This is a genomic window from Pseudoalteromonas sp. APM04 (assembly GCF_022809815.1).
Lineage (GTDB): Bacteria > Pseudomonadota > Gammaproteobacteria > Enterobacterales > Alteromonadaceae > Pseudoalteromonas > Pseudoalteromonas marina.
The window spans coordinates 1428829-1441631 of record NZ_CP094441.1 but is presented as its reverse complement, the minus strand read 5'-3'; the positions used below and the strand labels follow the sequence as shown (position 1 = coordinate 1441631).

Annotated in this window: 11 protein-coding genes; 5 read left to right on the top strand and 6 right to left on the bottom strand. The window is 40.1% G+C overall.

The genetic code is table 11. From position 1 onward, the window contains the following. Positions 1 to 61: 61 nt before the first annotated feature. Both MTP24_RS06790 and MTP24_RS06785 read right to left on the bottom strand, forming a co-directional pair. Positions 62 to 466, bottom strand: coding sequence for a hypothetical protein (locus MTP24_RS06790; protein ID WP_243533347.1), 405 nt, complete (start codon positions 464 to 466; stop codon positions 62 to 64). Between the two features lie 183 nt (positions 467 to 649). Beyond that, entirely contained in the window at positions 650 to 1462 is an 813-nt protein-coding gene (locus tag MTP24_RS06785; protein WP_243533685.1) for an alpha/beta hydrolase, read from the bottom strand. Between the two features lie 201 nt (positions 1463 to 1663). Between MTP24_RS06785 and sbcB the strand changes: the two genes are divergently transcribed. Beyond that, positions 1664 to 3109 carry an exodeoxyribonuclease I gene (gene sbcB / locus MTP24_RS06780; protein ID WP_243533344.1) on the top strand — a complete coding sequence of 482 codons (1446 nt, stop codon included), beginning with the start codon at positions 1664 to 1666 and terminating at the stop codon, positions 3107 to 3109. 526 nt (positions 3110 to 3635) lie between these two features. Here sbcB and MTP24_RS06775 read toward each other — a convergent pair. Then, positions 3636 to 5182, bottom strand: a protein-coding gene (locus MTP24_RS06775; protein ID WP_086007399.1) for an IS3 family transposase whose coding sequence is annotated in 2 segments (ribosomal slippage) — positions 3636 to 4702 and positions 4702 to 5182 — 1548 coding nt in all. Because the reading frame shifts where the segments join, the coding sequence is not laid out codon by codon here. Positions 5183 to 5634: 452 nt separating this feature from the next. Continuing rightward, a complete protein-coding gene (locus MTP24_RS06770) occupies positions 5635 to 6516 on the bottom strand; it encodes an NAD(P)-dependent oxidoreductase (protein WP_008130852.1) in 882 nt (293 codons plus the stop codon). 121 nt (positions 6517 to 6637) lie between these two features. Here MTP24_RS06770 and MTP24_RS06765 point away from each other — a divergent pair, with 121 nt between their 5' ends. The 3 genes from MTP24_RS06765 (at position 6638) to MTP24_RS06755 (ending at position 9032) form a co-directional block, all read left to right on the top strand. Next, positions 6638 to 7189 (top strand): glutathione peroxidase, encoded by a 552-nt coding sequence (locus MTP24_RS06765; protein WP_243533343.1) that lies wholly within the window; start codon positions 6638 to 6640, stop codon positions 7187 to 7189. A 95-nt stretch (positions 7190 to 7284) separates the two neighbouring features. Continuing rightward, a complete protein-coding gene (locus tag MTP24_RS06760; protein WP_243533341.1) occupies positions 7285 to 8271 on the top strand; it encodes a 2-hydroxyacid dehydrogenase in 987 nt (328 codons plus the stop codon). Between the two features lie 86 nt (positions 8272 to 8357). Beyond that, positions 8358 to 9032 carry an NYN domain-containing protein gene (locus tag MTP24_RS06755; protein WP_039037867.1) on the top strand — a complete coding sequence of 225 codons (675 nt, stop codon included), beginning with the start codon at positions 8358 to 8360 and terminating at the stop codon, positions 9030 to 9032. A 4-nt stretch (positions 9033 to 9036) separates the two neighbouring features. Here MTP24_RS06755 and MTP24_RS06750 read toward each other — a convergent pair whose 3' ends face one another. Continuing rightward, a complete protein-coding gene (locus MTP24_RS06750) occupies positions 9037 to 10359 on the bottom strand; it encodes a sodium-dependent transporter (RefSeq protein ID WP_243533339.1) in 1323 nt (440 codons plus the stop codon). 140 nt (positions 10360 to 10499) lie between these two features. Here MTP24_RS06750 and MTP24_RS06745 point away from each other — a divergent pair, with 140 nt between their 5' ends. Continuing rightward, the gene (locus MTP24_RS06745) at positions 10500 to 11255 is read left to right on the top strand and encodes a 4'-phosphopantetheinyl transferase superfamily protein (RefSeq protein WP_243533336.1); all 756 of its coding nucleotides are present in this window, start codon (positions 10500 to 10502) and stop codon (positions 11253 to 11255) included. A 153-nt stretch (positions 11256 to 11408) separates the two neighbouring features. Here MTP24_RS06745 and lysC read toward each other — a convergent pair whose 3' ends face one another. After that, on the bottom strand, positions 11409 to 12788 hold the full coding sequence (gene lysC / locus MTP24_RS06740; RefSeq protein ID WP_243533334.1) for a lysine-sensitive aspartokinase 3: 1380 nt from the start codon (positions 12786 to 12788) through the stop codon (positions 11409 to 11411). Positions 12789 to 12803: the final 15 nt, after the last annotated feature.

Sequence of the window (12803 nt, the reverse complement as noted above, 5' to 3'; positions counted from 1 at the left end):
AAAGCCCCAGCAGGTTAAACCTAGCTGGGGCTTTTTTTTAAAATGTGCTAGCTAAAGCAGCTTATAAAGAAAGCTCTTCTTTAGCGCGATTTAAGTTGTGCGATACCATAGTGCTGTTAGACATTTGGTTAGCTTCGTACAAATCGGCTAAAGCTGCTGTTTCGTTATTCGATTTCAAACGCGCAACACCACGGTTACTTAGTGCGTATGAAGTAAGCTGGCGTACTTTAAAACGTGGTGCGTCAGCATCCTTTAAAAGCGTAATTGCTTTAGTACAAACTTCTTCAGCTTGTGCATAGTTTTTTGACTTAACATTAAGTGCACAGCTATTAAATGATTGCTCAAGTGGCTGCGGCGCTGTTGCAGTTTCGATAACCATTAATTTGTAATCACTTTGATCAGCCATTGCAGCAGCTGAACAAGTAAGTAGTGAGCTAAGAGCGATAGTTTTGATAAAAGTTTTCATGGTCATAATCCTGTTTGGTTAAGTCGTGCTTGTTGCCGACAACTGAACTTTAGAGAATTCCCATCAAACCGACAAACGATAAAAACAAACCTAATAAGTGAAGAAATCTAACCTATAGACTTTAGTCTAATGCCGACCATTAATTTCGAAAATTGATATTTATCAAACAACCAAAATTTAAACTTATTGAGTGCGTTCAAGTAACTTAACTATTTGGGTTAAAACCATTTTTGGCTCATCATTTTGCGGATAGTGATAGCTTTTATTTGTTATTACTATTTCACCTTGAGGAAATACATTAGCCCACTTTGAATGTAAGACACCCCACATTTCACGAGCTTTGTCGGTAAAAAATAATACAGATGGCTTTTTATACTTTTTAACGGAGGCGATAACAGTCACGGGTATATCAGCAATTTGAGGGTAATCAGGTAGCGGGCGTTTTGCCCAAAAATCTAAATACTGATTCGACATTCCATTTTTCATATCATCGAGCTTTATTGCAGCAATTTCTTTTTCAGCACGGGGCAAATCAATTGCGCGCATAATATCTACATCGTGCTCTGATGCTGGCTCAATTAACATTAACGCTTTAATCTGATTAGGGTATGTTGCAGCAAATACACGCACAATATAAGCACCATAAGAATGCGCAACGTATACAACAGGCTCTTCTATTTTTAGTGTTTTGAGTAATAATATAACCTCAGCAGCGTATTCTTCTGAGCTATAGTTTTTCTTTATTTGTGCAGAGCCACCATTACCAATACGAGAATACCGTATAACTTTCGCGTGCTTGGTAAGTGATTCAAAAATCGGATCCCAATCACTTAAACCAGCAGAGCCGCCCGCTTCAAGTAAAATGGTATGTTTACCTTCACCTGCTAATTCGTATTCAACGTCAAAACCATTTACTTGAACCTTAGCCGTACTGGCTATTACACCGTGTGGAATGAAAAGCGAATAAAAAATGATTGCGGTAAAAAGTATTCTCATCATATTTTTTACTTAAGTTAATTTAAAAAATACCATATGCGATATTAAATATGACTTCCAGCGGTAATAGTTAAAATTTCTAAAGTTTAAATTAAGGTACCTATAAACTCCCTCGCCCATATGCCATAATCTAAATAATTCATTATTTTAGTAACTTGGCGCATATTTAGGCGTTTTTAAGTTAACTACTCAGGGTTTACTATGGCATATCAAGAGCAAAATCAAGCAACAATCTATTGGCACGATTATGAAACTTGGGGGGCGAGCCCTCAAAAAGATAAGCCGAGCCAGTTTGCAGGTATTCGTACCGATCTTGATTTAAACATTATTGGCGAGCCGCTTATTGAATATTGTAAGCCGCAAGCGGATTACTTGCCCCACCCTGAAGCATGTTTAATTACCGGTATTACGCCACAAGTGGCGATGAAAAAAGGCTTGGTTGAGGCTGAGTTTATAGCAAAAATTCATGCTGAATTTAGTATACCAAACACCTGTGTGGCAGGTTATAACAGTATTCGCTTTGATGACGAAGTAAGCCGTTATAGTTTTTATCGTAACTTTTACGACCCGTACGAGCGTGAATATAAAAACAATAATAGCCGCTGGGATATTATTGATTTAGTACGCGCTTGCTATGCGCTTCGCCCTGAAGGTATTGAATGGCCGTTAAAAGAAGACGGTAGCCCAAGCTTTAAACTTGAGCATTTAACAGTAGCCAACGGTATTGAACACGCTGCTGCGCACGATGCGCTAAGCGATGTGACCGCCACTATCGCACTGGCTAAGCTAATAAAAGAAAAACAGCCAAAGCTTTATAACTTCTTTTTTGGGTTGCGTAATAAAAAAGCGATTGGCGAGTTGGTTGATGTATTTAACATGACGCCGCTGGTACATACTTCATCGCGTATTCCTGCAACGCAAGGTTGTACAACGTGGGTGGCGCCAATGAGCTTTCATCCGGTAAATAAAAACGCCGTTATATGTTTTGATTTAACCCAAAGCCCGCAAGTGTTACTTGATTTAAATGTAGAAGAATTACGTAAACGTTTATACACCAAACGCGTAGATTTAGCCGAGGGCGATTTACCTGTTGGCTTAAAACTGGTGCATTTAAACAAGTGCCCTATTTTAGCGCCTGCAAAAACATTATTGCCTGAAAACGCAGCCCGTTTAGGCATTGACCGCGAGCAGTGCCTCGCTAATTTAGCTATTTTAAAAGCCAATACCGAGCTTCGCGATAAAGTAACTGAAGTGTTTAACGAGCAAGGCGATTACAGCGCAACCACTAATGTTGATTACTTACTTTACGATGGCTTTACAAGCCACGCCGACAAAGCTAAATTTGCGATTATTCGCGATGCTAAGCCAGATGAACTAGCGGGCTTAAACTTAGATTTTGAAGATAAAAAGTTTAATACATTACTGTTTAGATACCGTGCACGCAATTGGCCAGAAACGCTCAACCAGCAAGAGCTTGACCAATGGCGCCAGTATTGCCAAAACAAGTTAATGCACGGAGAAGATCAACCCTCAATCAGCGCTCAAGATTTTATGATCACCCTTGAAAACCTAGCCCATGAACACGACGACAGCGAAAAAAACCTGACCATTTTAAAGGCTTTATATAACTACGCGCAGAGCATGTAAATTGCTTTAAGTTTGTTTTTATAACGCATTAAAAACGCGGCGCTTTAGTAATTTAAGCGTCGCGTTTTTGTTTAAATTATTATGGGCTTCGCCCATCACGCAAGCAAGCTTCGCGTCTACAAGTAAAACCCATATCTACACCATCGCGGTAGACGTAGAGCTTGCTCACGTGAAAAGCGTAGCTTTTTAAATAAAAAATAATCTACAAAGAGAAGCGAGTGAGGAGTAAACGAGAGGGCATAAAAACATAAACCTTTTTAGAACTATCTCTTCCTCTAAAGCGCAGCGCCTCTTATCCTCTTTGTGAATAAATCACTTAAGGGCTTTGCCCATCACGCCAGCAGGCAGCGCATCTAAAAGCAAAACCCATATATACGCCACCTTAACGGAAGATGCAGAGCTTGCTGATGTGAAAAGCGTAGCTTTTAAAATAAAAAACTTTTGCACAAAGAGAAACAAATGAGAAGTAAGTGAGAAAACATACAGACCGGAGTTTTTCAAGTTAGTTGTCGCCTCAAGTTAAATTTTATGCCGCCCGCATTTCTTCTTTTTTCTCAGGGTTTAAATTTACTTCATTTATCATTGACCAGTCTCGTGACTTCCCTGACCAACGGCTTGGGTTATTCAATTTAGCTGCGTCGTTTACCTGCTGACGCTTAGCTAATATTTCTTTATCTAAACCTGAATGACGTTGGTTTGGCGTCACAAATTTTATACCACTGTGTAGGTGCTCATTATTGTACCAATCAACGAACCCACTTACCCATTCTCTTGCTGCGCTTATATCTTCAAATGGCTTTTCTGGGTATTCTGGGCGATACTTTAACGTTTTAAATAACGACTCAGAGTATGGATTGTCATTACTTACTGACGGTCGACTAAATGATGGCACAATCCCTAACTCCTGTAATGTTGCCAGTAATGTCGCGCCTTTCATTGGGCTGCCATTATCTGAGTGTAACGTAACTTGCTCGCGCTTTATTTGCTCCCGACTGCAAATATCCTTCATTAAATCTGCGGCTAATTCACTTAACTGTGAGTCGTAAACTTGCCAGCCAACAACCTTTCGACTAAAAATGTCCATCACTAAATATAAGTATAAAAATTGCCCTTTTACGCTCGTTGGTAAATAGGTGATATCCCAAGTGTAGACTTCATTTGCACGCACTGCTTTCAATACTCTTGGCTTTTTTATCGGCTTAGCTGGCTTTACTTTTTCTCTATGCGTTAATAAGTTATGTGCCTTCATGACACGATAAAACGAACTTTCAGACGCTATCCATATGCCCTTATCAAGCAGCTTAGGGACTATTTTACTGGCCGGTAAATGCCCATATTCGGCTGAATTAGCCGTATTAATAATGCGCTGCCGCTCTAACTCTGTGAGACGGTTAGGCGGCTGTTTTTTCGTACTCGTCCGTTTGTCAGTCATATCGTCTGCTTCAATCCACCGCTGAACGGTTCTTAGTGTCAGTCCAAGTAACTCACATGCCTTTTCTTTCCTTGCCCCTGAAGCCTGTGCGTTTGTGATAAGCGTTATTAATTCATGTCGCTCAGTCGCTGTTGTTAATCGTCCTCGTTGAAACCCCAAAGTGCATCCGCTTTTTTTTTGAGTACAAGTAGAGCGGCAGTTTCAGCTAAGGCCTTATCTTTGCGATTCAGTTCTTTTTGCAGTTGCTTTATTTCTTGCTTAAGCTGTTTACTGTCTGACTTTACTGTTTTATTTGAAGGTGGTGTTACTAAGTCTTTCTTCCATTGCTGAATATGATGCGGATAAAGCCCTATATTACGGCAGTATTCATTTATGGCGGCTTCATCTAAACTTCCACACTCAATTACTGCGTTGAGTCTTTCTTCTAAACTCCAGTCTTGTGGTCGTTTTTCTGCTGTCATTTGGCTACCCGTCTGGTGTATTTCAAGTTGATGCTTTTTTGCCAGTGCTATCCAACGTTGTAACGTTGAATAACCGACACCTAAGTCATCTGCAATATCTTCTAAGCGAACATCATCACATTGAGATAATGCTTTTTCAACAGCTTGAACTTTAAACTCTTGTGTAAATTGACGTTTCATTTTATTTGCCTCTGCTAAATGTTAGAGGCGACAACTATCCTGACACAGGGGGAGACCAACAACAACCTTTTTTGCACTATCACTGCCTCTAAAGGCGCAGCGCCTCTTATCCTCTTTGTGAATAAATCACTTTACGGGTTTTGCCCATCACGCCAGCAAGCTGCGCATCTAAAAGTAAAACCCATATATACACCTTAGCGGAAGATGAAGAGCTTGCTGATGTGAAAAGCGAAGCTTTAAAATAAAAAACTTTTGCACAAAGAGAAACGAATGAGAAGTAAATGAGAAAACATGAACCAACAACAACCTTTTTAACACTATCACTGCCTCTAAAAGCGCAGCGACCCTTACCCTTTTTGTGAATAAATCACTTATGGGCATTACCCGCTAAACAGGCAAGCTTCGCGTCTACAAGTTAAACGCGGAACCTGTTTAATTTAAAACACAAATAGTTATTTTTTATGCAGCGCCTCTATTCGTGCAAGTAGGCTTGAAGTATCGTATCGGCCGCCGCCAAGTGCTTGTACATCAGCGTAATATTGGTCTACCGTTGCAGTCATTGGCAACGTAGCACCATTGTTTTTAGCTTCATCAAGCGCAATGCCTAAATCTTTGCGCATCCAATCTACGGCAAAACCAAACTCGTACTCACCTGCCCACATTGTTTTGTAGCGGTTTTCCATTTGCCACGATCCTGCAGCACCTTTAGAAATGGTTTCAATTACTTTTTCGCCATCAAGCCCTGCTTGCTTAGCAAAATGTAAGCCCTCGGCTAAACCCTGTACAACACCGGCAATACAAATTTGATTAACCATTTTACAAAGCTGGCCCGAGCCTACGCCACCTAACAATTGGCTAAAACGGCTAAACGCCGCCATTACAGGCTGTACTTTTGCAAATACGGCTTCAATGCCACCAGCCATTACTGTTAAAACGCCATTTTCTGCACCGGCTTGTCCGCCGGACACTGGCGCATCGATAAAGTCAATATTTTGCAGCGCCGCTTTTGCAGCTACTTCGCGGGCAACTTCTGCAGAGGTTGTTGTGTGATCAACTAATATGGTGTGCGGTAACATACCCGCCAAAACGCCATTGTCACCATAAACTACAGAACGTAAATCGTCGTCGTTACCCACACACATAAACACAATATCAGCGCCTTGAGCAGCTTCGCGTGGGGTATCTGCAACGCTTCCTTTGTATTGTTCAGCCCAACTTTGCGCCTTTGATTGCGTACGATTAAATACACATACGCTATGCCCTTTATTGGCTAAATGCCCCGCCATTGGGTAACCCATTACGCCTAAACCTATAAATGCGACTTTCATTGACATAAAAATGACCTATTTAACTGCTAACTTAGAAACTAGGTCCCGATTATGTCAACCGGCCAACAAAAAAGCGAATGAAAGTCTTTGTAAAATTTCCACCAATTGGAAATTAAGTAGGTAACCAATGGATAGTATTTATCAGTTTAATGCACCACTTTATAACAGTGAGAATTTTTCTTTAAGCGAGTTAAAAGGCAAAACCGTACTCATTGTCAATACAGCCAGTAAATGTAGTTTTTCAATGCAATTAAATGCTCTCGAAAAGCTATATCAAGAGTACAAGGATCGTGGCTTTACGGTACTTGCATTCCCATGTAACCAGTTTGGGCAAAACGAGCCACTTGATAATTTAGCTATCAGAGACTTTTACCAAATGCAGTTTGGTGTTTCGTTTAAAGTATTTGGTAAAGTCATGGTAAATGGCCCAGACGCTCACCCTTTATTTAGCTATTTAAAATGCCATACCCGCGGTATTTCACAAAACCGTGCAGTGAAATGGAATTTCACAAAGTTTTTAATTAACTCACAGGGTCAATTAGTCGCACGCTATGCACCGCGTACTAAACCTGAAACACTTAAACAGGTTATCGAAACACACCTACAAAAAGCCGTTGAATCAAGTGACATAAAAGCAACACCCATTATGTCTGCTTTAAATAGGCGCACAGCGCTGTAAATAAAAAGTAATCGCTACTTGAGCGCATGGCAGTAACGTAGTTTAATTTAAACAGGTTTACTATTTTAAACGCACCAAATTGTTGGAGCCACACCATGAACATTGCTTTTTTTAGCGCGCAAAAGTACGAAAAACCTTTTTTTGAACAAAGCATTACACCTCATAATAGCTTAGCAATAACCTATTTTGAGCAATCGCTTAACGAGCAAACTGCGGTGTTAGCAAGCAATTACAATGCAGTGTGTGTATTTGTAAACGATACAGTTAATGCTCAAGTTATAAAGCTATTAGCAGCCCAAGGTGTAAATACTATATTACTGCGCTGTGCCGGTTTTAATAATGTTGATTTAGATGCGGCAAAAGCACATAACATTCATGTTTTGCGTGTACCAGCATATAGCCCAGAAGCCGTAGCTGAGCATTGTATTGCGCTTATGCTTACACTGAGCCGAAAAACACATAAAGCCTACAACCGCGTGCGCGAAGACAACTTTGATCTAAACGGGTTACTTGGATTTAATTTGCATAACAAAACAGTGGGCATTATTGGGTGCGGAAAAATTGGCTTAGCACTGTGTAATATACTCAATGGATTTGGCGCAAACGTTTTAGTGTGCGACCCAAATGCAATACCGGGTAACTACTCCATTACCGACCTAAACACGTTACTTACCCAAAGCGATATTATTTCGCTGCATTGCCCACTAAACGATCAAACCCATCATTTAATCGATGAACATGCTTTCGCTAAAATGAAGCCCGGCGTTATGCTTATCAACACCTCACGTGGTGCATTACTCGACAGCAAAGCCTGCATACAATCACTTAAAACACAAAAACTAGGTTACTTAGGACTAGATGTATACGAGCAAGAATCCGAACTGTTTTTTAAAAACCACAGCGACGAAATAAACCAAGACGATATATTTTCTCGTTTAGTTGGTTTTAAAAATGTTCTGATCACCGGGCATCAAGGCTTTTTTACTCAAGAAGCGCTCAACGAAATAGCAAACACCACCATTACAAATGCTCTTGAGGTTGAACAGAGTAAACCGCTTACTAACTCCGTTTTTAAAAATTAACATTTATAGCCATTTACACTTGCCAAAATATGCATTGCAGTGGTATCAATTAGTTATATTTAATGGCTTTTTTAGCAGGTGTTTAAATGGAAAAAACAGCGTTATTCATAGATGCAGAAAATATAAGCCATAAATATATAGAGCAAATAATGGCTAAGTTTGAACATATTGAGGTTAAAAAAGCATATGGCAACTTTGGGGCTGTACAGCTGAAACCTTGGGTTAATATATGTTCGCGCTTTGCTATAGAAATGGTGTACCAAGAAAAACTTGTAAAATCGAAAAGTAATGCTGCCGATATTGCGTTAACTGTCGGGGTTATGGAGTCATTGTATGTCTCGCCGATTGACACTTTTGCAATCGCTTCATCTGATTCTGACTTTGCTGCGCTAGTGCACTTTTTAAGACGAAATGGTAAAAAAGTAATAGGGTTTGGTAATAATACAGCGAGCGCTAAACACTACTTTGATGATTTTTATATTTTAGGTAAACAAAACACCATACCCAAAGTAAAAAATAAAAGTATTGCCTCTGTTGATACCTACCATTTAGCACTGGTGAAAGAAGCCGTTGAAAACACACAACATGCAAAAACTGGACTCTCTGAAACAGTGGATGTTGGTACCTACCTTCATCGAATATTCAACATTACAAAAAAGCAGCTAGGCGTAAGTAAGCTATATCAATATTTTAAATATCACGATCAGCATTTTAAAATGCAAAAAGCCCCCGACGGAGGCTTTTTAGTCTCGTTGCATTAAGTCATTAACCAAACGCGACGTTTGCAAACACCAAGGTCATTAATATTGGGCATACAAAACGAATATACTGGGCAAACCAAAAATGCGCGCCGGTGCTAGCTTGGTGTAACTTATTACCTCGTTTGAACATCCAGCCAACCGTTATAAAGTAAAATAACCCCATTAACGGAAGTTGGTACTGAGTAAATACCATAATAACTAAACCAAATAACCAATCAAAGTTTACTATAATTGCACTCGCACATATTAAAACCACTAAGCTTACCAACCACGTGGCTTTAGTTCGGTTTACATTGTGGTTTTCAACTAAAAACGCAACCGGAATTTCAGTAGACGAAATAGTCGAGGTCACAGACGCTATAGACATCAAAACAAAAAACAATAAACCAACCAGTAACCCTATTTCTCCCATGGTATTAAATAACTCAGGTAAAATAGCAAATATAAGCTGCCCTTCACCTATTAATTTACCGCCACTAAATACCTCAACGCCATTATGCTGTGCAACATAAATAGCCGGAATAATAAGTAAACCAGCTAAAAATGCAACGCTCGTATCAAGTAATGCAACACTTGCCGTTAGTTTTGGCAAATTGGCATCAGGCTGTAAATACGAGCCGTAAATCATCATACACCCCACCCCTAACGACAACGAAAAGAACGCTTGTCCCATAGCGGCAATAATTAAATTTGGATCGAGTATTTGGCTAAAGTTAGGCATTAAATACGCTGCAAAGCCTTCGCTTGCGCCATCCAAAGTGGCTATATAAGCAATTAGCGCAACAAGTAACACCAATAGCATAGGCATCAGTCGGCGCGACCAAGTTTCAATACCCGATTTAACCCCCTTTAAAATAATGCAGGCCGTTAAAATAAGCATTAATGGTGTAAATACAAAATTACGGGCTTGCGAGTCACTGTGTAAAAACTCGCTCACACTGTGCAAACCAACAAACGTTGTAACAGGCTCAATTGCGTACGACAGCATCCAGCCTGCCACAATTGAATAAAAACTCAACATAACTACAGCGCCCGCAAGGCCAATATAGCCCGCAGCTGCACCTATTTTACGGTTGCTATCTTGCCATGCGTCACCCAGCGCTTTTACCGGGTTTGCTTGTGCGTTATGGCCTAAATAAAGCTCGGTATATAGCGCCGGTAAAGCCAATAAAAAGATAACCAGAAAATAGACGAGTAAAAAGGCTCCACCGCCATGATTAGCAGCTTGTGTAGGAAATCCCCAAATATTACCCAAACCCACTGCCGCGCCAGCAGCGGCTAAAACAAAACCAAGTCGGCTTTGAAACCCATCACGCATTTGTGCCATACATCTACAAATCTGTTATTATTTTGATTGTTGTGAATTAAACCATATTTAATGCCAGCTGAGTAATAAAATTGTATTCAGCCTTTGTTTGTCGCGTTAACTGCTCACAATAACAACGACTTTTTACTTTTTGAGCTGATATGACCGCACATTTTTTTAATAACGCCTTAACCATAACACCAACAGATTTTGCCAATTTACCTAAAGGCAAAAGTACCGTTTTGTTGTTCGACGCTAATACACTTAGTTTGGCTAATTACAACTTGGCGAGCTTACTCAGCGAATTTGAATTAACCGTTATTAACCGCCGTAAAAACCAAATAGCTAAAAAAGAATATGTAGCAAGCCGCTTACTTTTAAAATTGCTTGTAAAATCCACCTTCCCTGAATTTTCAAATGTGCCATTAAATGCCATTAACACAAGTTTTAACCAATCCACAGCTAAATTAGAGCTGCATATTAACGAATGCGTTATTAATACGTGTATATCGCACTCTCATGGTTTTGTTGGGGTTGCTTTAAATTTAGAAAGCGAGACGTTTGGCTTCGACCTTGAAAAAATTAGCTTAACGCGCCCGTTTGAAAAACTAGCCAAGCATTTTTACCACACAGACGAAGTTACATTAATTACGTCTCAACCTAATACGCAAAGCCAAGCCAATACCTTTTTTAGAATTTGGACATTAAAAGAGTCATTAGCTAAAGCAACTAGTCGCCCTATTGCCAAATTACTTAGCCCCAACGTATTTAACGAATTAACCTTAGTAAACTTGACCACAAGCAGCCAAGTAGTAAACACGCTAACAGAGACGTTTGATTTAACCTTAGTGCATAAAAAAAGCACCGGCTGGCGGTGCTTTTTGTTACCCGATGTCTCGCTTATACCAACCCGCTAAATTAAGTGATCTATTTTGAGGATAGATAAACGTGTTGATAGCTAGGCAAAAAATTCGTTATTTAGTTGTTCTAAATGAGAATTTTTTAATGCAGATAGCGACACTTTTAGCCCCTAAAAATGATTAAGTATTATTGCGAATTGGTATTGCTAGTTAAGCTTCTAACAAACGACTATGAATAGCCTGAACCACATTATCAGATTCACTTTGTTCGACTAAAAAGCATAGATTGTGCTTACTTGCTCCATGACAAATCAAGCGAATATTAAAGTCACTTAATACCTGCATTAAGTTCATTTCGTGTTGGCGAAGTTGAATCTCAGAGCCAATAAGTGCCACCAGTGTTAAGTTGTTTTCAACCGATACATGGCAAAATTCAGCAAGCTTATCTAAACACGCTTGGTCGAGCTCTGGGCGCGACGCGTTAGGCGCATTATCAAGCGTTATTGCTACACTAATTTCAGACGTAGTTACCAAATCAACCGATATATTAAACTCGCTTAAAATAGTAAATACACGGGCTAAAAAGCCGCTAGCCAATAACATTTCAGGGCTTTTAAGGGTGAGCAAAATTTGATTTTTACGCTGGGTAACCGCGCGAATTCCTGGCTGCTGCGATTTTTCACGCTCTATCCACGTACCACCACGTTCAGGCTCGCGGCTTGAACCAACAAACACATTAATATGACTACGGCTAGCGGGTAAAATAGTAGCAGGATGCAATACCTTTGCACCAAAGGTAGCCATTTCAGCGGCTTCATCAAAGCTTAAGCGAGCAATGGGCGATGCCTTTACACATAATCGCGGATCGGTACTAAAAATACCCACAACATCAGTCCAAATATGTACGCTTTTGGCGTTTATTGCCTCAGCAAGTAAAGCGGCACTGTAGTCAGATCCACCACGGCCAAGCGTTGTTGTTTGTCCAAATTCGTCACTACCAACAAAACCTTGGGTTACAATAACTTGGTCATCTAACAGTGGGATCAAATATTCTTTAGCAGCTTGTGCTGTTGCGCTTACATTTGGCGTTGCTTTTCCAAACTGACTATCTGTTTTAAGTACTTGGCGTACATCAAAGCGATCGGCATTTAAGCCTTTTAAACGCAGCACTTGCGCAAATAAATACGACGATAAACGTTCACCAAAGCTAAGTAACTCATCGTGCTGCTGATCAGTTGTCAGTATTTCAAGCGCTAGCGTTTGGAATGCTTTTAACGTTTCGTTAAAACCTACGGCTAAATCGGCATCAAGCGATAACTCATCTAAAATAGCGTGTTGAATGGCTAGCACGCCGTCAATGTGTTCTTGGCGCTGCTTTGGGGTAATGCTTGATTTACACAGTGCAACCAAATGATTAGTTACGCCGGCACTGGCGCTCACAGCAACAATACGCACGCTTTTATCGGCAACAATAATTTCGCTACAACGACTCATCGCATCAAAGTTAGCCACACTGGTTCCGCCAAATTTGGCAACGATGTAATCTGATTTAACGTCCGATACTGTTTGCGGCACTGATTGGGTAGTCATTTAGTCTCCTTTTGC